Raw genomic sequence first — 21626 nt, forward strand, 5'->3', positions numbered from 1 at the left:
TTTTGGGTGCATTAAGAGGTTTCGTCGGAGCGCATCGCCGCCGGAAGAGTTTGCGCCAGAATGGCGATATCAGCGGCTGTGCTGAACCGTGTGACATACGCCCGATCATACGCAATGCGGCGGTTGTAGGTCGTGTTGTTGCGACCGCTCACCTGCCACAATCCTGTAATGCCGGGCCGCGCCCTGACATAGAACCGGCTTGACCGGCCATAGCGCTGCAATTCTTCGTTGGGCACGGGACGTGGACCGACAAGGCTCATATCGCCCCGCAGGACGTTGATGAGTTGCGGCAATTCATCAAGACTGAATTTGCGAAGAACGTGACCAACCGGCGTGACCCGAGGATCTTCGCGCAGTTTAAAGGTCTCTTCCCATTCCCGTTGGGCTTCCGGGAATCTCTGCAAATGCCTTTGCAGGACTTCTTCGCTGTTCATCACCATGGTCCGCAACTTCACGCAAGAAAACGAACGATTCATATATCCTACACGGCGATGACGGTAAAAAATTGAACCCGGTGACGTGAGATAGACCAAAAGCGCCAGCCCCAGGATGAGCGGTGAGAAGATGACAAGCATGATCAATGCGACCGCAACGTCCAGACTTCGTTTGGTCCAACCGCCCAGAGGGGCACCTGCATGTGTCGGATTGGCCCAAACAAGATGACGCGGGCGGGCAATTGACGCCAGTGTGCCCTTAGCGTGGGGGGGTTCTGTTTGTATCGTTTTCATCAGACTCCATCCTCAATTCGCATGTAGGTGGCATCGCAGGCCCGCGAACTCACCGTACAAAAATGCAATGACCATCGCAGCAGAAGCGTGATTAAAACGCCCCACGCGATTGCACCCGAACCCCCATCCAGTTTCATCGCAAATTAGTTCCCGTAATAAGGGTACGACAATGGGTTCTGATGCAAATGCCATTATTACGGCAGGCAATGCTCCGCCGATGCAGGGGTCGGCTTTCGGTTAGATTCCGCACATCAATGCTCAAAATCCGCGCATTTCTTTGTTTTCAAACCCAATTGATGCACATATCAGCCGATTGATTGTTAAGATTCGCGCAGTCCGTTAGCGCATTGGGACGGCGCAAGATTGACGCTGTTGGTGATTCGCGTCCGTTCAAGAAAGGTGTCTGTCGCTTATCAGCATTAACCATCCGCACAATTTTTTGATCCTACGGTTTTGTCGTCGCGCAACACCACGCGCGGTGGTCTTGGCAACGGCTCATTGCAGACGTGCGGTGGGACGGGTACGCAGAACACTGGGTCTGACCCTGACCACGAAACCTATTTTATGAATGGCATATTATGAGTTTGGCGACAGACACGCCCACCCCCAACCCAGACCAGAAGATGCGCATCCTTTTTGGAAGCGCCCACCCCTATCTGCCGCAGATGTACGGGGGCGCACAGGCCAGCACTCATGAATTGGCCAAACGGTTGAGGGCGCGGGGTCATACCGTCGCGGTGCTGGCCGGTCTGACTGGCGAAGGCTGGCTGGGCATACGCGGGCGGCTTCTGCTCAAGCTGACACGGCGCGGATATGTACGCGATGACAGTCTGGGATACCCCGTCTTCCGCGCCTGGTTCGCCGAAACCGTTGCGGCGCGGGTCGTCCAAGAATTTCAGCCAGACGTGGCTGTGTTCCAATCCCGCCTTCCGGTGCCGTTGGCAAAGGCGATTAACCGCGATGACACCCGCACTTTCATCTATCTGCGCAACGTCGAGACCCAGGATCTTGGTGGATCGCTGGCGGGGCTGACAAAGACCGGTTTCATTGCGAACTCGCATTTCACGGCGCGGAAGTTCGCCGAGACCGATGGTATATCAGCGGTCGTGATCCATCCAATGGTCGAGGCCGAAAAATATCGTGTCAGTTCCTCGCGCGAAAATGTGACATTCATCAATCCGCATCCCAACAAGGGTGTCGATATCGCGCTAAAGATTGCAGCGGCATGTCCTGACATCCCTTTTGTATTCGTACGCGGATGGGACCTGTCCCCGGATCAGGATGCGCATCTGATCGCCAGCATCGCGGCGCTGCCAAACGTCACTTTGCGGCCCTCTACAAACGACATGCGGACGGTCTATGATCAGGCGCGTCTCGTTCTGGTGCCAAGCCAGTGGGAAGAGGCCTTTGGGCGGGTCGCTGCCGAAGCGCAGATCAGCGGCATTCCGGTGGTGGCCTCGAATATCGGCGGATTGCCGGAGGCGGTAGGGTCCGGCGGGGTGCTGTTGGACAGAGACGCCTCTGTGGATGCCTGGGCAAGCGCCGTGCGGACGCTCTGGCACGATGAACTGGCATATGCCGCCGCCTCGCGCGCCGCTTTGGCACATGCTGAACGGCCAGAAATGGTCCCAGACTGGCAGATCGACAGACTTGTGGACATTCTGCGATCTCCGGTCGCCCCATCATCCAACTGATCCGTTGATGTCTTCAGGTCGGCGGGATATCAGCGATGGCTGCGGCTGGGTCCGTCTTGTCAGCGCCCGACAACGACCCCGGCAGGCTTCCCTGCTCTAAGACGCCGCTTTGCGCAGGTGACAGTCTGCGCACCGGAATGCTGTCGTTGGGACTGGGAGCATCCAGCACAACTTCAAGGACATCTCGGCCTTCCAACAAATCATTCCGACCCACGGCAAAGGTTGTCGGTCCTTCAGAACGCATTCTCGTGACCTGCAACTGGGGCGGCGACATGACCGAAAGCTCAACCAACCCGTTTCCGGTGCGCATCGCTTCTGCAAAAAGGGCGGCCTCGGTCTCCATCCTTATACGCAATTCTCCTATCGCTGCGCGCTGATCCTGCAACCCCTGCACCCGTTCACGGCTGCGTTCGTTCGTCAATTTCAATCGGTCGCGGCGCGTCTCGTTTAGCCGTTGTTCGGCATTCAGTCGGGCCGTATCGACTTCAAGAAGCCGGACCTGCTGATCGGCGACGTCGCGTTGCAGGGTGCTCTGACGCGCAACGGTGGTCAGGCCGCGTTCCACAAGGCCGGCGGCATTTTCCAGTTCTTCCTCCAGCAATTTGAGTTGCTGTTGACGCAGATCGGCCTGCACCCTCAAGCTGTTGATCCGTTCCTGCAGCAAGGATTCAAGCTCATCTATCTGCGCGAGGCTGGATGCAAAGGCAGATTTCTGCGACTGCAAAATCCGCTGCTCCTGGGCGATCAATTCAGCGCCAAGCGGTGCTGACAAAAGTTCTTTGGGCGGCATCATTTCTGAACCGGCTTCCTCGGCCTCCAACCGCGCCAGCGTTGCAAGACGTCGCAACAATTCAAGCTCCATCACGCGGTAGGTGCCAAGAGAATTCAGTGCACTGCGTTCACCGCGCACCAATGCCGGGCTGGCCCGGTCAATCCCCCCTGCAAGGCTGAGGGCCTGAAGCACGGTCATTTGTGGCGCATAAGGATAGGCACCCGGCGACCGCACATCCCCCATCACATAGATTGGCGCAAACTCTGTAATGGTCACAATGGCCTGAATTTCGTCATTCAATCCCATGCGCTCCTGTACGCGCTGCGCTATGCCTGCGCCCAGTTCATCCGGTGTCATGCCCGCGGCGGGCATGTTCCCTATCAATGGCAGCGTCACCGTGCCCGAACTGCTGATCAGGAATGCCCCTCCAACCGCCTCCCACGCGGTATAGGTTTCCTGAATCGGATCCCAGCGTCCAACCCGAATATCAATGGTCTGCTGTGGCGCGAGGATCTCAACGGCAGCAATCTCGTTTTCGGTCGAAGACTGCGCAAGGGCCTGCGTGGGAAAGACCGGGTGCAAGCCAAGCGCCAGTACAACGCCAATGCCTGTAGCCATCTTTGACAATTGCGCTGTAAACCCGGCCTTATGCATTGATCTCAAGCTCTTCGTAACTCCCAGCGCTGATGTACCGCCGCGCTGTCGCCAGCTCTGCATCTTCAAGAACGGTGGTCGCCAGAGAGCTGTGGAACCTGGGATGATCCATCAGCGCATCTGTGACGAAACCCGGCAATACCTGCCCCCAGGGCACGCGCAGGATTGTGCTGTCATAGCTCCATGAATGGGGGTCTGACTGCTCTGCCAGACTAAGAGGCCGCAGGGCGACAAGGACAAAGCTGAATTCATCGCGCAGAAACTTGGCCATCATGTTCAAGTCGACATCGCTGGCCTCTGTGCCCGCTTGCTCGGACCAGCTTTCCAGCACCTTCTGCAGGAGCACGGTTTCCGGACCCTTCGCGTTCGGCCCCGGAATGGCCTCCGGTGGCAACTTCTCTTCATGAATAAGCAATACGCGTCGGGTACCGTTGTGGGACAGGTGCGCTGCCAGTGCTGCAGGCAGAGCATGGTGATCTTCCAACCCCGGTGACAGTGGCGCGATTGCGACCAGCAAGCCACCCGGCTTCTGGCGGTTTGCCTCGCATGCCTGCGCCAGCCGTTCGATGGTGCGCAAACGCGTGGGCTTCCACCCTGCGTCGTCACGGCTCTTTTCACCTGGCAGCAGTCCTGCACAATTTATGCCAACCTCCTGACGCAAGGTAGAAATCTTGCGGACCGGTTTCGGCAGCAATTCCCGTGCCGTTCCGATCAGAACACCCAGCATGCCGCCCAGCAATAGGCCCGCAAGAAGCATCGCCTTTTTGCGCGGGCTGGACGCGCTTTTTGGCACTTCTGCGGGTGAAATGATCTTGATTGCAGCGATGGGGAACCCTTGCTGCTGCATTGTTACCTCAAGCCGTGCGAGGTAGTCGCGATAGACCTGAGCATAGGTTTCCGAAATCGCTTCAAGCTGTTGCAACCTGCCGCGCAGGGCAAGGTTTTCGTCGGATGTACCGGTGATTGCCTGAAGATCGGTGCGCAGTGATTCCTCTCGGCTGCGCGAAATGTTGTAGGCCACACGCGATGCTTCGGTTGCCTGTTCCAGCTCAACCTCGATGGCCTCCTTGAGCAGAGCCATGCTGCCGCTGAGTTGTTGGGCCTGCGGATGCTCTGCTCCAAACTGATCGACCAGACGACGATAGCGCAGGCGCGCATCCAGATAATCGCGGCGCAGCGCGTCGGTGTCTGCCCCGATTTGCCCGCCAACGACCGGCACCACGATGATCTCTTCTCCGTTTTTGGAACGGGCCAGCAGCGACTCCACGCTTTCAAGCCGCGCTTCGGCTTCGGCGGCATCGGCAGCTGCGGTCATCAACTTACTGGCCAGTTCAGACTGTTGTTGTTCGGTCAGCAGGTTTCCGCGCACCTGCACTAGATTGTTGGCGGCGCGAAACTCATACACGGCCGACGCCGCTTCGGTGCTTTTCCGTTCCAGCACGTCAAGACGCTCGCGAAGCCAGTTTTCTGCCTTGGCCGCTATCTCATCCGTGGTCCCAAGCTGAAAGCTCTCGTAAGCCGATCCATACCCGCGCGCGATGAGGGCCGCCCGCCTTGGTTCAAAATCTGCAAATTTGATTTCGATGACAAGGCTGCGGCCCAGACGCGAGACATTCAAACGATCACGCAAGATGTTTGCCGCGCGGTCCCGGTCAGTCACCACCAGATCAGAGCCCAGCATCGGTATCGTGCGCTCGGCGCTGTCCCCGTCGGTTGTCGTCCCAGACACCGTAGGCGCGGGTGTGAGAAGCCGGGCCAGCGGGTCGGTCAGCGAAGACACCGCACCGATCACCCGTTGTGTGGCACCCACCGGGGGTGACAGAAAGTCGGCATCCTCATCAAGGTTCAGAAGATCAACAACCTGATAGGCAAGCGCACGTGATCTGATTATTTCAATCTCGCTCTGGACCGCAGTATCGGAACGCACGGCATTTGGCAGGGGCGACACTTCGTTAAGCAAATCTGCGCGCTGTTCGTCCAGCAGCACCGTTTCAGCGGCTGTGTACCGAGGTACGGAACCTAGTATCATCAGAACCGCAATAACCAGACCGATCGCTGCAAAGATCATCACCAGACGGAACTGCCGCCGCATGGCGCGCACCATGCTGCCCACGTCCACCCGCAGTTCATCGCGGTACCCACCGAGGGGATGCACGTTGTCCTTCGTCCATGTAATGCGCCTTTCCTGAACCGGTCTTGTCATTGCATAAACTCCGTAAGCTTGCAGGTGGTCATTGAACGACCCCGCTCAAGGTGCCCAGTGACGGATGCCGAAGCCGCTGCATGGGCTTGGACGTATCCGTCACGTGACGAATGCTGTGGTTGTGATTGTGGTCAAACAGCCGCAAAAGCACGAAGGCCACCAGGAATGTGCCAGCCGTGTGCGGCGTGATGAAATCGACCTCCGCTGCGGATCTTACAAGAAACAGGATCGCCAGCCCTGACAGCAATATCAGCGATCCAGCCCTTCCGCGCCCGAGCGCCGCGCTCAGCGGCATGACAAACAACAAGAGACAAAGCCCCCCGACCAGCGCCAATCCGATCAGCCCGGTCCCAACATAGGTTTCGATAAGCAGGTTGTGAAAATGAAACCCGGTCCGGGCCGTAATATAGAACTCTTCCCAAAGCAGCTCTGCCGCGGGGCGTCCGTGGCTCCAGAAGGCGTTGTATCCAAGACCCAGAACTGGCTGCTGCGCGCCGAACTCAAGCGCCTCGCTCCACAGATAGGTGCGCCCCGTCAGGCTTGAATCCTTGCCAAAAGCGGCGAGCACCGCGTCGAATGCGCCCAAGCGATAGCTGGCAAACCCCATCGCAACGCTGCCCATCAGCACCAGAAAAACAGCGGCCCGCCGAAGCCACGGTGCCAGCATCAACACAACGCCCATGAACAGGATCGCGGCGAAGGCTGCAAAAGCAGACAGCAGCGATGTCGCCGAATCTGACATCCACAACATGATCAGGCCAGCCCCGGCAGTAAGGAAGGCCAAGGGTTGTAACGCCCTTTGGCTTTGGAAGATCCAGACCAGTGACAAGGAGAACAGGATCGAAAGCGTCGCAAAATAACCCAGCTGGTTCTTCGACGAAAATGCGCCGTTAAAGGCAAAATCACCGTCGATATAGTCGTAGGAATACCCCCCATTCACTGCCGAATAGAGCAGCACAAGAAGCCCACCAATCGTGCCGCCAAGCGCAAGGTTCGCCATGGATGTGATCCGCGCAGCAACCAGTCCGGCAAAGAATGTAATACCATATTGGATCGCGGAACGCAGAGTGGTGGCAGGCACATCACTCCACAACAGCGACAGCGCAAAAAAGAACGGCACCGTCAAAAGCAGCAGGACCGGCCCAAACCTGCCGATCAGCACCCGTGGTGCGATCAGAAAGGGCAACAACCAGCATGCATAGAAGGCCAGAATTGAAAGCGGGCCAAAATTGACCGAATAGGCAAAGACGATCATGGAAAGCGCAATTGCTGGCACGGTGTATGCCGTGTTCTGATTTGGGTCGACGATCGTGGCCTGACGCATATTCATCTGATCTACAGTCCATACCCTACTGTCTTCAAAGGCTGCCAGATCCAGATGCCTCGGGTCCACTTCGGCTGCCTACTGACAGCAAATGCGACACATCCAACGCTTTTTGAACTGCTGGATGGTCGGCCTCGGCTGGCTCTGCCATATCTTTCAAGTACCCTCAGTTTAACCAGTAAAATCAAGAAGAACCAGCGATTTGGGACCTGTGGCCTTTTGTGATGTTCAATCAGTAGGCGAAATTGCGCCCTCGCCATCCCGTTCATCAGAAATCTTGAACAGGGGCGCGACCGGCGGTCTTCATCTGTCCGCAGGCGTCTTACGCCCCGATCCAGCGCGGTCTGCGTCGATGCCCCGTAGATGTTCAGAGCCGTCATTGCGCCACATCTACCCCGTCCAGACACAGCACCGATTGCTCAAACCCACACTCAGCACCCTGTTCGGTATAGGCCAGCCAGTCTACCGCAAGGGTCTGTGGCGCTGATCCCTGATCGAACGATCCCATCCAATCGACAAGTGTGTCGGTCGACCATAAACTGAGGTAGATCTTTTGCGGCTCATTGGGCAGCGTGCCTGCTCGCACGTCGCGGATCAACTTGCCATCAATGAACCAGCGAATGCGGTCCCGTTCCCAGATGAAGGCGTAATTGCGAAACTCGCCATCGTTCTGCATTGCCAGAAATTCCGTGTTCTCGCCATTCTTTGCCGTGTGAAAATTGGTCTGAAGTTTCGGGCCTTGCGGCGCGATAAATTCAAAATCGATCTCGTTATGCGGGCGATCCTGCGGTGCGCCAATGAAGGTGAACAGGTTCGCGTTCATCCCGCGGGCAAAGGGCACTTTCATGCGTGCCTCGTATGTTCCGTATCCATAGCGCGCCTTCGTCTGTATTTCGCCGCAGCTAAGGGACCGATCTTCCTTGGCATCGGCAGTGAGCGACAAAAGAAGCTTTCCGTTCGCAATCTCAACGCGATCCTTGTGCCATAAACAGCTTTGGTGCTTGCCATTGGCCCAACCGCTCGACGTGAACCATCGGGTTTTGGACAAGCGATCAAACGGCTCAAAGAACGACGACCCCGCCTGCGCATGTGACTGCCCGCTCAGCGACACCGCAAGGGCGAGTGCAATCAAAATTAGGCGTCCTGAATGGCTTTTCATATCGCGGATGGTCCTGTTCTACAGAGGCACTTTGCCCTGGGCGAAACTATGTCCGCGCGGGGTATCAGACAAACAGCAAGCAAAGCCTACGCGGCAATTCGCCGAGGCGTCACAAGCGGGCCATCAGTTGCGGGTGCAGCGCCCAGCCAAGCTGAATTTCCGACCCCATGCGTCATTGCGAAAAACCCGGCCAGTGCTGGCTCAAATCTTTCCCCAGCAGCGCCGAAAGACCGGCATTGCGGTCCGAAAGATGTCGGGTCAGGTATGCGCGTGTTCTTGCCTGCATTTCGGATGGCGGATGATCCTGGGTCAAAATGCGGCGCGCCACGAAGCGGAACCAGTGCCGGTACGCCTTATGCGCAATCCGCGTCCAAAGCCGTACTTCCCCGCCAAAGTGTCGCTTGTACCGGTATCTAACCAGAAGTCGCCCCACACGATTCAGGCGCAGTAGCGTTTTCATCTTTGCGGGATACTTTGTTTTGTTGTGCCATGTATCGATGGCCCCAACTGAAACGGGCGCGAGCCCGAGAAAGTCAGTCACGCCGTCCATCACTTTCTGCTGGTTTGTTTTGAATTCCTCAAACAAGACGACGTGAACACGCGCCGCACCAAGCGCGTCGCGGAATTCCCGCAAGGCAGGCGCATAGGTTGATCCAAGGATGATAGACGGCTCCTGGCTCAGCGCCCTTTCGAATGTCAAATGCGTTCGCCCACTGCGCAAAAGATGCCAATATTGCGAAAAAGCACGCTTTACCGGATCGCGCAGCATAAAGATTATCTTTACGTTCTGATCCGCCGCTTTGATGCGATGGGCTGAAACATCGGACATCAGATAGGTCGTTGTATCTTCACCGATCAGACTTCCGTCCGGTGCTTCTGCAAATCGGCTTCGGTACCAATCCTGAAATGTCGGGTCTTCGGGATCGCGCCATGACAAATCATTTCCCTGGACCTCAAGAAAGTCGCCATGCGCGATCGGGTCATCCATGTCAAAAAAGTACAATTCGTTTCTGGCGACCCAGATGTCCGGATGCTGGTCCAGCATTTGATGCAGTGAAGTTGTACCGCATTTCGGGGCCCCTCCGATGATAAAATCAGGTGCCAAGAATAGTTCCCATCTTCTTACCAATCGAATTTTCGCCAAATTTGCGTCTGCGTCAGGACCGGTTGGAGGATCCATAGATTTTATGGCCACCAACCGATAATAGTCTATAATACAAAGCGACTTGCAACCCTCACGAGAGGGTATAGGCGGCAGATCGCCTTTTGCGATTACGCAAAACCGTTGGTACTGTCGAAGCAACCCGAACCATTCTCAGCTTATCGTCACGTATTGGTATCGAAGCTGTCAGACCGAACGGCCCCCTTCGATGCCAAACTCTTGTGAGTTCAGCCTTTGGTGTCCGTGCCGCTTGGATTGAGTTTATCCAGGCCTTCTGCAACCGAGTCCGCAAAAGAATTTACCATCGCCTCATAAAAGTCCATTTCGGAGGGAAGCACGGCAATATAGCCTTCGGGAACAATCTGGTCTCCGGTATAGGCGGCGATATTGATGGGGAACGTATACCCGCCGTCTGCCCCTTGAGGACCCGTGATGTTAACCACGCCTTCCAGCTCATTGAACTCTTTCGTATCGGGCAAGATCGCAGCACCGTTCAGCGCGATTTTGCGAATGTCGATGCGAATTTCAGGATCGCCCGCGTCATCGCTGGTTGTCACGCGGCTGGCGACTGCTGCCTGAATGTCGGTTGTGATATCGGGGTAAAGCGCCATCGCATTGCTGCCCTCAGCCGCTGACATGGATGCTTCAACGTCAATCACAGATACTTTGTACGTTGCGTCCATGGCAAAGGCTGTGCTGCCCAGAGCGATCAGGCTGACACTGGCTGCGAGAGCCGACTTTTTCATTTTCGTAAACATATCAATGTTCCTTCGGTTTTTCAGCTGCGTTTCGGGCAAGCAGATTTTCCGCCTGTTTCACGCAGGTGTTGGCAAACCAAAGCAAATGCAGTGAAGTTCCGAGAATTCCGTCCGCCAATCAAAATCACACTGAAATCGGCAATTGTTTGCTGTTGTAGCGCTTTTGATCGGCAAAAAAGGCGACAGCCGTTTACTGCTGGGGGCGATTTCCACTTTGTTCAGAGGGATCGCAAGCCAGTGAGACACCCGATTGTGGCATCTGCGGGCACCCCAGCCATTTCTGTTCGGTGCCAAACACCATGTGACGCATGTCCTGTTTTGCTGATTGAGACTTCGGGCCTGCTGATGCTATTGAACTGAGAATGGAAGCCGGATGAGGGTGCTGTCTGTCTATCACTCCGAATAAATAGCGCGTTCGGCATTCACAATATCCGGGGAAATCCCGTCTCTCATTTCAAAAAATTCGACGCATTTTACAATGCCGGCAGTGGGCAGTGACTGAAACATGATCGCATATATCGGCCTTTTCAGTTCAGCCTTGGTGGCGGCGACGATCTTTCCAATGCAGTCCGAAGCGGTGCTGGTCGGGCTGTTGTTGGCCGCAGCGCACCCGGTATCGATCCTGATCCTTGTCGCCACAGCGGGAAACGTCTTGGGATCTGTCATAAATTGGTATCTCGGTCGATACCTGCTTCGGTTTCAACACAAACGCTGGTTTCCAAGTTCGGAGCACCAGCTTGAGCGCGCGCAAGGCTGGTATCGGCACTATGGCCGGTGGTCCCTTTTGGGCAGTTGGCTTCCTGTTGTTGGTGATCCGCTGACCGTCGTTGCAGGCCTTATGAAAGAGCCACTCGTCCCCTTTCTGATCCTTGTCACGATTGCAAAGGGAACCAGATACCTTGTGCTGGCGGCACTGGCATTGGCTTGGCTCTAAGGGCCGCAAAAACCGCGCATCAACCCGCGACCATCCTGAATGCTGTCGTCGTCCCTGACCGCTTCAGGTCTGCGCTTTCCAATGTCCCTTGTAGTCCTTTACAATGCCCTCGCTGTCCACTTTCAGAAGCGCAGTGGTGCCTGTCTTCATGTTCTCGCATTCGTATTTGTTTACATCCGTCCGGCGGTAGACAAGGCGCAGCGGCGTAAGCTGTTGGCTTTCCAGATCAAGCCGCGCCACAAGGACTTGGGCCTCTTCCCCGATGCCAAGCTTCAGACGCCGGATGGGTAATGTCATGGTCGCAGGTGTGAACCCAAAGTCGACGTCCTGAGCACCGGCAACTTCAGGCACAGCAGTTCCATTCAGCGTCCATGTATTATCGACAGCGCGGCGCACGAAGATGCGGGATTTTGTGCCAATGCGCACACGCCGTGTTGTCCCGTCTTTACGGGCGCGGACACGGTATCGCAGAACATTCCAGTCGGCGTCCGTCGCCGAACCGTCAATGAGGTATCCGCCCTGGGCCTCGGCAAAACGACACGCGTCATTGCCCAGATTGCCCTGCCGGACCCAAAGCACCGCGTGAGCACCCGCAATCATTTGTCTGTCTCCCTGATTTTGAGCTGTTATACCACAGAATGCACCCTCTGTGCGGTTGTAAACGCTTTTCTCTAGGGGGAACTGTGCATTTGGACCGTTTGCATCCCGTCCGAGATGATGCCGATCAGCAAACCACCAATCGTTAGCCCGGCCAGGACCAGATAGGGACGCACATGGGTCCACCCGACCATTCTACTGCTGTGATCTTCAGGTTTCGCCCACATGCTGACGCCACTGCAGTGCATACGCGCGCCAATCTGGTCCAGTCTTCGCAACATCCAAGGAAATCGCGGGTGCCAGCGCCTTGCTGGATCCAAAGAGAAGTGCGGCCCCAATGCTGGTGCCGGTCTCTGATTGGCTTTGAAGCACAGGTCGACCAGTGGCCACAGCCAGCATGGACAGATACTCTTGATTGCGCGCAAATGGGCCTTCAACAATGGTGGGACCACAGGCACCCGTCAGCCACAGGCAGGTATCCGTCATCATCGCAAGATAGAAACTCAAGGCCGCAGAACGACGGCCCGTTCCGACCTTCGGCGCGCTGCCAACCCACTGCATCTGGCGGCTCCTGAACGGTCCGGTTGCGGGTTCGACGGCTGGCATTAACATCACCTTATCTCGCAGAATTGCCGCCACATCCTGTTTGGTCGGTTGTGCGGGTTGACCACGCTGGACGGCCTCATACTCGCGCCCGCCCATGAAGCGTGCTGATGGCACAGGCGCGCCTTCTGCATTCACGTTCATCAGCGTATCGCGATCACGGTCCAAGGATTGGGCACGCGCCCCCATGGACATCACGACCACCCAGGTTCCTGTCGAAACAACAGAAAATGGTCCCGCCTGCGTGAGCATATGAGGATAAAGCGACGCGTTGGAATCGTGAATGCCAACCGCCACAGGTGTTGCAGGCGACAGGCCGGTGGCCTTGGCAATCTGAGGGGTAATGTGGCCGAGCAATTCGGTCGACTTGGCAACGGCCGCAATCTTATCGGCTATGCCGAGTGTCTCAACCAGATCCGAGAACCGGTGCTTTTCCGGCAGCCAGAGATCGGTGTGACACCCGATTGATGCCACGTCGCTGGCGGCATTCCCGGTCAGCCGATGCCCCCAGTATTGAGGATAGGTCACGATCCGCGCTGTGCGTTCTCGCAGGTACGGATCGGTCAGAAACTGCCAATGGAGTTGTGCGCCGATGTTCAATCCACCCGCAAGGCGGGGTGACCCGGTTTGTGAGAACGGCGGCCTTATCGCATCATAGGCCGCGACAATTTCGGCTGGGAAACGATGCTCGTAGTCCAATATCGGAGCGGCAAGGCTTCCGTCCGCAGCCAGCAATGCCACACAGGCCCCATGCGTGGTGACCGAGATGGCGTCGACGCCATGGCCGCGATGAAACTGACCCAAGGCGTCCAGCAAAAAATCCCAGTGTCCCTCGACATCAAAATGCGGCCATGGCGGGCCGGGGCACACCGTATTGGGACGGGTTACAACCGCGATTTCACTGAGTGTCGTCAAATCAACCAGCGCCAGTTTTGCGTTGGTCTTGCCAATGTCGATCACCGCGATATGGCGTGGCTGGGTCATGGCATATGAAAGACGCGCGGCAATGGCACCGCAACAGGTTCGTTATTGGGTCCTGTTTCCATGATGTCAGCCATATGTGCCCACCATTTTTGCATCACCGGATGTTGGGGTAAATCACCCATTCCGTGCCCCTCTTTACGCATCAGCACACCGATCAGAACTCCGGTTTCATCGTCCAGATGGATGGAATAGTCGCTGACCCCGGCATTGCGCAACAGCGCCACCAGTTCAGGCCAGATGGTATCATGACGGCGCTGATACTCTTGCGCCATGCCCTCGTTCAGGCGCATCCGAAAGACATACCGTTCACTCATCGCGCCCTCCGCTGTGCCAGCATCGTCCACAGGCGGGGCAAGGCGATGACACCGATCAGCAACAGGCCGATAAAGATCGACATGACGATGCCCGGCACATTCAAAAGACCCAGACCAAAGGTTACAAGCCCCATGACAAAGGCCGCGATCACGACCCCCGGGATTGAGCCAGAGCCGCCAAGGATGTTAACCCCACCGAGGACCACCATGGTGACCACCTCAAGCTCCATCCCCTGTGCGATACTGGGGCGGGTAGAGCCAAGCCGCGACGTCAGACAAATCGCCGCGACACCAGACATCAGGCCGGTCAGCAGGAACAGAATGAACTTCACCCGTTGCACCCGGATACCGCTGAACAACGCGCCCGTGGGGTTGTTGCCGATGGCATAGACCGTGCGGCCAAAGTTTGTTTTATGCAGCAGCACGGCATAGATCACTGCGATGATGACAAAAAGCAGCATCTCGACCGTAAAGACCCACCAGATATAGCCCTGTCCGAACCAGGCAAAATTGGCCGGGTAACCGCGAAAAGCGTCGTCACCAAGAATGATATAGCTGATGCCGCGAAACAGGCTCATGGTGCCAATGGTCACGACAATCGAGGGCAGGCCCAGAATGGTGACAAAGACCGCATTGAACGCACCGCAGAGCAACCCGACCGTCAGGCCGATCAGCACCAGTTCCGGTGTCCCTGCCCCATATTGCACCGCCAGCCCCATGGCCGTGCTGACAAGCGCGATGATAGAGGCAACGGACAGATCAATCTCGCCCGAGATGATCAGCAGCGCCATGGCAAATGCGATCATCGCCTTTTCGGTAAAGTTGAAGGTGGCATCGCTGAGGTTCCAGGCATTCAGAAAGTAGGGCGAGGCAAAGCTGTTGACCACAAAGATTGCAATCGCGACGGCCAGCAGCAAGGTTTCCCAGCTTCGCAGCAGACGGTACGCGCGGCTGTTCAGGCGATCAGGAACAAGGCGGGTTTGGCTTGTCATATCGCTCATGATGCCACCTCGGCTGATTTGAGAATAATCCGTCCCTTGGCGCGGCCTGAGCGCGCATTGAAGGCAACCGCGATCAAAATTGCGCTGCCGGAAATTGCCAACTGCCAGAACGGAGAGATGTTGACGACTGGCAGCGCATTTTTGACCACGCCCAAAAAGATGGCCCCCAAGACCGCCCCGCCGACGGACCCGACCCCACCCGCAATGGAAATACCGCCGATGACGCAGGCGGCAACCACCTCAAGCTCGAACCCTCCGGCGATATCGACATAAGCCACTGCATAGCGCGCCACCCAAAGATAGCCGGTAAGGCCCGCCAATGCCCCTGAGATCACAAAGGCCAGAAATTGCGTCTTCCCGACGTTGATGCCCGTGTACACAGCAGCATGCGGGTTGCCCCCTACCGCAAAAATGGACCGGCCCAGCGGCGTGCGGGCCATCATCAATCCGAATACAAAAACGGTTGCGATTGCCGTCCATGACAGCACCGGCAACCCAAGCATCGCAACGCGTGGAATGCCGGTGAATGCCGCGCTCATTTCGTGAGAGTTGACCCATTTTCCATCAGAAATCAGAAATATGATGCCGCGGAAAATCGTCATGGTGCCCAGGGTCACAACGATCGGCGGAATGGCGAGTTTCCACACCAAAATACCGTTAACCGCCCCCATGAGCGCGCCCAGGATCACCGCAATGGCGATGATCACCGGGATCGGCAGCGTTGGCATCGCGACATTGATCATTGCCACAGCCATACCCGTCAGCGCAAGATTGGCCGCGACCGACAGATCAATGCAGCGCGTGAGGATCACCACCATCTGCCCGAGCGCCAGAATGATCAGTGGCGCAGTGTCGTTGAACACATTGGCCAGGTTGGCCGGGGCCACAAAACCAGAAAAGCGCGAGGCAATCAGCAGCAGGAGCACCAAAATAGCACCACCAAGGATCGTCTCGCGGATGGGGATCATGCGCATCATTGCTCAGGCTTCCTGCTGTTGGGGAGTGGTGCTGATGCCCGCAGCATGACGCACCAGCGCTTCGGGGCGCAGGTCGTCGCCCGCAAGCTCGGCGGCAATGCGACCGTCGCGCATGACGATGACCCGGTCAGACATGCCGATCACTTCGGGAATCTCTGAACTGACCATGATCACCGACAGACCTTGGGCTGCAAGTTCCGCCATGAATTCATGCACCGCGGCCTTTGATCCGATGTCGATGCCCTTGGTCGGCTCGTCCAGAATAATCACTTGCGGCTGCGTTGCCAGCCACTTGGCAATCACGACCTTTTGCTGATTGCCACCCGACAGGTTCCCAACGTCCTGATCAAGGGACGCCGCCCGCAGGTCAAGCCGCTGTGAAAATTCGCGGGCCAGTTTGAATTCCTCGGCCAATCTGAGAAATCCGCGGTGCGAGGTCCGCGCCAGGGATGGCAGCGTAATGTTCTGAAAGATCGGCAAACCGAAGATCGCGCCCTGCTTGCCACGATCTTCGGGTACATAGACGATACCATTGGCAACAGCATCCGCGGGCGAACGGATTACGCTGATTTTGCCGTTGATCTTGCACACGCCTTTGCTGGGCTTGGTGATCCCAAACAGGGCCTGCATAAATTCTGAGCGCCCCGCACCGACAAGACCATAAAAACCAAGGATCTCGCCCCGCTTCAGAGTAAACCCGATGTCGGAAAATTCGGTTGGATGGTCATAGCCAACCACCTGCAAAACCTCTTCACCCACATCATGGGCGCGCGCCGGAAAAATCTGATCGACCGACCGGCCAACCATCATGGTGACCAATGCGTCTTCATCAATGTCCGAGATCAGACCCTCCGCGACAAATGCGCCATCGCGAAACACCGTATAGCGGTCCGCGATGCGGAAAATTTCGTCGAACTTGTGGCTGATAAACAAGATCGCCTTGCCTTGGGACTTAAGCGTGTCGACCAGTTCATAAAGCTCTTCGATCTCTTTGTGCGAGAGGGCCGCTGTTGGCTCATCCATGATCACGACCTGTGCATCCACAGACAATGCACGCGCAATGGCGACAAGGTGTTTGTTCGCAATCCCCAGATCGCGCAATTGAGTGTGGGTGCTGAACGGCGCGCCGATATCATCAAGCAGTTTGCGCGCGGCGCGGTGCATTTCACCCTTGTCAATCAGGCCGAACGCACTGCGCGGCGCATGGCCGATAAAGATATTCTCGGCGACGGATAATTCATCAAACAAAACCGTTTCCTGATGGATTGCGGTGATGCCTGCAGCGGCGGCATCGTTCGGTGTTGTCAGCACTATCGGCGTGCCATTGATGCGTATCGTGCCGCCGTCAGGATGATAGATGCCGGTAAGGATTTTGACCGTGGTGGATTTGCCTGCCCCGTTTTCGCCGACAAGGGCCGTCACCTGACCGGGGTAAAGATCAAGCCGCACCTCGTCCAAAGCCTTAACGCCGGGGAACGCCTTGGTGATTGCATCCATGGACACAACGGGCGAATTGTCAGGCGCTGCATGCGTCGTCATGTCGACATTCCATCCAGTAAGAAATTTCGGGGGTGGAGCCGCGTCTGGTCCGAAACTGCAATTCTGCGCCGGGCCAGACGGGATGACCTCAGAAGATCGACTTGAACTCTTCGATGTTGCTGGCGTCGTAGACAAAGGGATCTGCCATCGCACCTTCGCTGTTTTCATCCAGCGTGAGGCTGCCCATGCGGCCCATCGGGATTTCGGCGCCGGGGGCGGCTTCGACACCGTTCTTGCTCAGCTCATAGGCCAGCATGGTTGCGGAATAGCCCAGATCGATCGGGTTCCAGATTGCAAATGACTTTGATGCGCCGCTCTCGATGGCACCCGCCATTTCTGAGGGCAGCCCAAGGCCCGTGACATTCACCTGGCCCACCTTGCCCGCATCCACCACGGCCTGTGCAGCGGCCACAATGCCCACGGACGTTGGCGCGATGATTGCATCCAGTTCGGGATAGGACTGCATAAGGCCCGTCGCCTCGCGGTAGGATTTATCGGCAAGGTCGTCGCCATAAACCGTGGCAACAACATTGATGCCGGGATAATTGCCCATCACCTTGTTCATCTCTTCCATCCAGATGTTTTGGTTGGTCGATGTGGTCGTGGCCGAGAGCAGCGCCACATCACCGCCATCGGGCAAGTGATCTGCGGCCAGCTTGACAATCATGTTGCCGATCAGCGCGTTTGACGACGGGTTCAGGTGCAACTGGCGACCTTCTGCGGCCACACCACTGTCCCAACTGATGACCGTGATGCCACGCTGCATGGCGCGTTTCAGGGCGGGAACCAATGCATCCGTATCGTTCGCAGAGATTGCGATCGCATCAACGTTTTGCGCGATCAGTGCATTGATCACTTCAATCTGGCCTTCGGCGGTGGTGTCAGTGGGACCGGTATAGATGACCTCAACATTGCCCAATTCAGCGGCTGCTTCTTCAGCACCTTTGGCGGCAGCCTCGAAAAAGCCGATACCAAGGGCCTTGACGACAAGTGCAATCCGCACATTGTCCTGCGCGAATGCTGGGGTAATGAACATTGCCGTGGCCATCGCGGCGCTGGCTAGGACTTTCGTGAATACACTCATGGTTTCCTCCCTGAAGTGTGGTTGTTTAGATTGGTCAAGACACCAACCCTTCTTTCTGCGCAGCGCCGGTTGGCACCACGATCAGTGTGACATCTGCCGCATCAAGCATCGCCGCAGTGCGGTCGTCGATGCCATCGTCGGTGATGATTGTATCGATCCGCTGCAATGGGCACAGAATGAGGCTTGAGCGGTTTGCAAATTTTGAACTGTCCACGAGCACGATCAGCTCTTCTGCCTGTCCAATCAGCTTTTGTTCGGCCTGAATAAGTAGCGGGTCCTGCTCCATCAGGCCCAGCGGACCGATGCCTTGAGCACCCATGAACATCCGTTTGGCATAAAAGTTGCGTGTCACATCATTGTCGAAAGGCGACAGGATGATGTTCTGCTCGCGGTAGATAATGCCACCGGACAACAGCACCGTGTTGCGGGTGTTTTTGAGCAGATGCTCGGCGATCGGGAATGAGTTGGTAAAGACCTGCATCCGGCGCGAGGCCAATGGATGCACCATCTGAAATGTCGTTGTTCCGCCGTTGATGATGACCGGCTCTCCATCCTCGCAAAGCTCAACAGCCGCCGCTGCAATTGCCTGCTTTGCGGCAATGTTCATCGTCTGGTTCACCGAAAACGGACGCCCCGCCAGTCCGACAAAGGGCACCGTGGTCAGCGCCTCTGCCCCACCGCGCACCCTGCGCAGGCGTTTTTGCTCGTCAAGCGTGTTGATGTCACGGCGCACAGTCGCCTCGGATGCACCGGTCAGCGCGCAAAGATCAACGACCGTGACCAAAGAACGGTTCTGAACGGCGGATAGAATAACGCGATGGCGGTCTTTCTCGTGCATGGTCAGCCCCTCTTGGATTGCGTCAACGTGGGGTGAGTCGGCCTTCATTGTCAATCATATTTTCTCATAATCAGTCATTCTGCAGTGCGGCATGACTGATTATGATTGAAAATGATTGACATATTTTAAGCCTACGGTCAGTTTGCAAGGAACCAGATCGCTACTTTCCGTCCTTTATGGAGCTTCAAATGACCAAAGCCGCAGTCGCCAAACGCCTTGAAAACAAATGGGAAACCAAAAAGGCCCAGACGATGAGCGAGCCGGAAAAGTTGCTTTATCGGTCCAATCTTTTGGGGTCTGACAAGAGAATCACCAATTACGGCGGCGGCAACACCTCAGCCAAAGTCTTGCAACAAGATCCGCTGACCGGCGAGATGGTCGATGTCCTTTGGGTCAAAGGATCAGGCGGGGATGTCGGTTCGATCAAGATGGACGGGTTTTCGAGCCTCTATATGGACAAGCTGAACGCGCTGCGTGGTCTGTACCGTGGTGTCGAATTCGAAGACGAAATGGTGGGCTACCTGCCCCATTGCACCTTCAATCTGAACCCCCGTGCGGCCAGCATCGACACACCCTTGCACGCTTATGTCCCCGCCAGACATGTGGACCACATGCATCCTGACGCCATCATCGCCATTGCCGCTGCCAAGGACAGCAAGGCGCTGACACAGCAGATTTTTGGCGACAGCATCGGCTGGTTGCCCTGGAAAAAGCCGGGCTACGAGTTGGGCTTGTGGCTGTCAGATTTCTGCGAAGAGAACCGGCAGGCAAAAGGCGTTGTGCTGGAAAGCCATGGTTTGTTTACATGGGCCGACGATGCGCAGGAGTGTTACGCCTTGACCCTTGAGGTGATCCAGACCGCGATGGACTGGTTCGACACTCAGACCGCCGACAAAACCGCATTTGGCGGTGCGATCCACAAAAGCCTGCCGGCCGATCAGCGCCGCGCCACCGCAGCACGCCTGATGCCCGCGATCCGCGGCATGGTGTCAGGCCAGCACCATATGGTTGGACATTTCACCGACAGCGACGCGGTGCTGGAGTTTGTGAACGCCATAGATATGAGGCGACTTGCCGCACTCGGCACCTCCTGCCCCGACCATTTCTTGCGGACCAAGATCTGTCCGCTTGTCGTCGATTTCGACCCAGGACGGCCTGACATAGACGCGACCCTTGCAGGTTTGGACGCCGCTGTTGCGGCATACCGCGATGGATACAAGGGCTACTACGACCGCTGCAAGCGCGCCGATAGCCCAGCAATCCGCGATCCAAACGCCGTGGTATATCTGGTGCCCGGCGTTGGCATGATCACTTTTGCCAAGGACAAGGCCACCGCGCGCATTTCCGGCGAATTCTATGTCAATGCCATCAACGTCATGCGTGGCGCAGATGCGGTCTCAGAATATCACGGGCTGCCCGAACAAGAGGCATTCGATATCGAATACTGGCTTCTGGAAGAGGCCAAGCTGCAGCGCATGCCAGCCCCTAAATCGCTGGCGGGCCGCGTGGCGTTGGTAACGGGGGGGGGGGGCGGCATCGGAACCGCAACCGCTGAACGCTATTTGCGTGAAGGGGCCTGCGTGATGCTGGCCGATATCGACGTTCAGGCGCTGGCCGAGACGGCGGCTACCCTCAGCGCGCGTTATTCGGCAGATGTGGTGCGCACGGTCAACATGAACGTGACGGATGAAAATGCCGTTGCAGCCGCTTATTCCGAGATCGCCGTCGAGTTTGGCGGCGTGGATATTCTGGTGTCGAATGCAGGCATCGCCAGTTCGGCCCCGATTGAGGAAACGACGCTGGAGATGTGGAACAAAAACATGGCGATCCTGTCCACGGGATATTTCCTTGTCAGTCGCGAAGCCTTCAAGCTTTTCAAGGTTCAGGACATCGGGGGGGCCGTGGTCTTTGTCGCCTCTAAAAACGGCCTCGCTGCCTCACCCAATGCATCGGCCTATTGCACAGCCAAGGCGTCAGAGATCCACCTCGCCCGGTGCCTTGCACTTGAAGGTGCGCCAATGGGCGTGCGTGTGAATGTGGTCAACCCGGACGCGGTTCTTAAGGGGTCCAAAATATGGCAGGGCGATTGGCTGCAACAACGGGCCGGCACCTATGGCACCGACAAGGACGGGCTTGAGGCGATGTACCGCGACCGTTCCATGCTCAAGCTTTCCGTTCTGCCCGAAGACATTGCCGAGGCGGCTTATTTTCTGGCCTCTGATCTGTCGGCCAAATCGACCGGCAACATCATCAACGTAGACGCAGGCAATGTCCAAGCGTTCACCCGCTAAGGAACAGACC

General features: G+C 56.8%; 18 protein-coding genes. 3 read left to right on the forward strand and 15 right to left on the reverse strand.

Annotated features, from left to right (window positions below; all coding sequences use genetic code 11):
• Positions 1-11: 11 nt before the first annotated feature.
• Complete coding sequence (locus ACEWL3_RS09080) at positions 12-728, reverse strand: sugar transferase (RefSeq protein WP_386180941.1); 717 nt, start codon at positions 726-728, stop codon at positions 12-14.
• Positions 729-1306: 578 nt separating this feature from the next.
• On the opposite strand from ACEWL3_RS09080, the gene ACEWL3_RS09085 reads away from it, so the two are divergent.
• Positions 1307-2422: a glycosyltransferase gene (locus tag ACEWL3_RS09085; RefSeq protein WP_386180938.1), complete on the forward strand. Its 1116-nt coding sequence runs from the start codon at positions 1307-1309 to the stop codon at positions 2420-2422.
• 13 nt (positions 2423-2435) lie between these two features.
• On the opposite strand, the gene ACEWL3_RS09090 is transcribed toward ACEWL3_RS09085, so the two are convergent.
• From ACEWL3_RS09090 to ACEWL3_RS09115, 6 genes are all read right to left on the reverse strand, one after another.
• Positions 2436-3812 (reverse strand): polysaccharide biosynthesis/export family protein, encoded by a 1377-nt coding sequence (locus ACEWL3_RS09090; protein WP_386180935.1) that lies wholly within the window; start codon positions 3810-3812, stop codon positions 2436-2438.
• Positions 3813-3840: 28 nt separating this feature from the next.
• Complete coding sequence (locus tag ACEWL3_RS09095) at positions 3841-6051, reverse strand: GumC family protein (RefSeq protein WP_386180932.1); 2211 nt, start codon at positions 6049-6051, stop codon at positions 3841-3843.
• Between the two features lie 28 nt (positions 6052-6079).
• Entirely contained in the window at positions 6080-7381 is a 1302-nt protein-coding gene (locus ACEWL3_RS09100) for an O-antigen ligase family protein (RefSeq protein ID WP_386180929.1), read from the reverse strand.
• A 370-nt stretch (positions 7382-7751) separates the two neighbouring features.
• Positions 7752-8507 (reverse strand): family 16 glycosylhydrolase, encoded by a 756-nt coding sequence (locus ACEWL3_RS09105; RefSeq protein ID WP_435000771.1) that lies wholly within the window; start codon positions 8505-8507, stop codon positions 7752-7754.
• Between the two features lie 199 nt (positions 8508-8706).
• Entirely contained in the window at positions 8707-9639 is a 933-nt protein-coding gene (locus tag ACEWL3_RS09110) for a sulfotransferase family protein (protein WP_386180923.1), read from the reverse strand.
• Between the two features lie 284 nt (positions 9640-9923).
• Positions 9924-10442, reverse strand: coding sequence for a hypothetical protein (locus tag ACEWL3_RS09115; protein ID WP_435000772.1), 519 nt, complete (start codon positions 10440-10442; stop codon positions 9924-9926).
• A gap of 517 nt (positions 10443-10959) precedes the next feature.
• Between ACEWL3_RS09115 and ACEWL3_RS09120 the strand changes: the two genes are divergently transcribed.
• Complete coding sequence (locus ACEWL3_RS09120) at positions 10960-11388, forward strand: YqaA family protein (protein ID WP_386180917.1); 429 nt, start codon at positions 10960-10962, stop codon at positions 11386-11388.
• Between the two features lie 63 nt (positions 11389-11451).
• Here ACEWL3_RS09120 and ACEWL3_RS09125 read toward each other — a convergent pair whose 3' ends face one another.
• The 8 genes from ACEWL3_RS09125 to ACEWL3_RS09160 all read right to left on the reverse strand — a co-directional run bounded on the left by ACEWL3_RS09125 (position 11452) and on the right by ACEWL3_RS09160 (position 19325).
• Positions 11452-11988, reverse strand: coding sequence for a putative glycolipid-binding domain-containing protein (locus ACEWL3_RS09125; protein ID WP_386180914.1), 537 nt, complete (start codon positions 11986-11988; stop codon positions 11452-11454).
• Between the two features lie 207 nt (positions 11989-12195).
• The gene (locus ACEWL3_RS09130) at positions 12196-13572 is read right to left on the reverse strand and encodes an FGGY-family carbohydrate kinase (protein ID WP_386180911.1); all 1377 of its coding nucleotides are present in this window, start codon (positions 13570-13572) and stop codon (positions 12196-12198) included.
• Positions 13569-13886 carry an L-rhamnose mutarotase gene (locus ACEWL3_RS09135; RefSeq protein WP_386180908.1) on the reverse strand — a complete coding sequence of 106 codons (318 nt, stop codon included), beginning with the start codon at positions 13884-13886 and terminating at the stop codon, positions 13569-13571. The genes ACEWL3_RS09130 and ACEWL3_RS09135 overlap by 4 nt, the downstream gene beginning before the upstream one ends.
• Positions 13883-14887 carry an ABC transporter permease gene (locus tag ACEWL3_RS09140; RefSeq protein ID WP_386180905.1) on the reverse strand — a complete coding sequence of 335 codons (1005 nt, stop codon included), beginning with the start codon at positions 14885-14887 and terminating at the stop codon, positions 13883-13885. Before ACEWL3_RS09140 ends, ACEWL3_RS09135 begins: the two co-directional genes overlap by 4 nt.
• Positions 14884-15864, reverse strand: a complete 981-nt coding sequence (locus tag ACEWL3_RS09145) for an ABC transporter permease (RefSeq protein WP_386180902.1) — start codon at positions 15862-15864, stop codon at positions 14884-14886. The genes ACEWL3_RS09140 and ACEWL3_RS09145 overlap by 4 nt, the downstream gene beginning before the upstream one ends.
• A 3-nt stretch (positions 15865-15867) precedes the next feature.
• Positions 15868-17403: a sugar ABC transporter ATP-binding protein gene (locus tag ACEWL3_RS09150; protein ID WP_386180899.1), complete on the reverse strand. Its 1536-nt coding sequence runs from the start codon at positions 17401-17403 to the stop codon at positions 15868-15870.
• An 88-nt stretch (positions 17404-17491) separates the two neighbouring features.
• A complete protein-coding gene (gene rhaS, locus ACEWL3_RS09155) occupies positions 17492-18487 on the reverse strand; it encodes a rhamnose ABC transporter substrate-binding protein (RefSeq protein ID WP_386180895.1) in 996 nt (331 codons plus the stop codon).
• Positions 18488-18521: 34 nt separating this feature from the next.
• Complete coding sequence (locus ACEWL3_RS09160; RefSeq protein ID WP_386180892.1) at positions 18522-19325, reverse strand: DeoR/GlpR family DNA-binding transcription regulator; 804 nt, start codon at positions 19323-19325, stop codon at positions 18522-18524.
• 188 nt (positions 19326-19513) lie between these two features.
• Between ACEWL3_RS09160 and ACEWL3_RS09165 the strand changes: the two genes are divergently transcribed.
• Entirely contained in the window at positions 19514-21616 is a 2103-nt protein-coding gene (locus ACEWL3_RS09165) for a bifunctional rhamnulose-1-phosphate aldolase/short-chain dehydrogenase (protein WP_386180889.1), read from the forward strand.
• Positions 21617-21626 lie beyond the last annotated feature (10 nt).

This window comes from Sulfitobacter sediminivivens, assembly GCF_042611115.2.
Lineage (GTDB): Bacteria > Pseudomonadota > Alphaproteobacteria > Rhodobacterales > Rhodobacteraceae > Sulfitobacter > Sulfitobacter sediminivivens.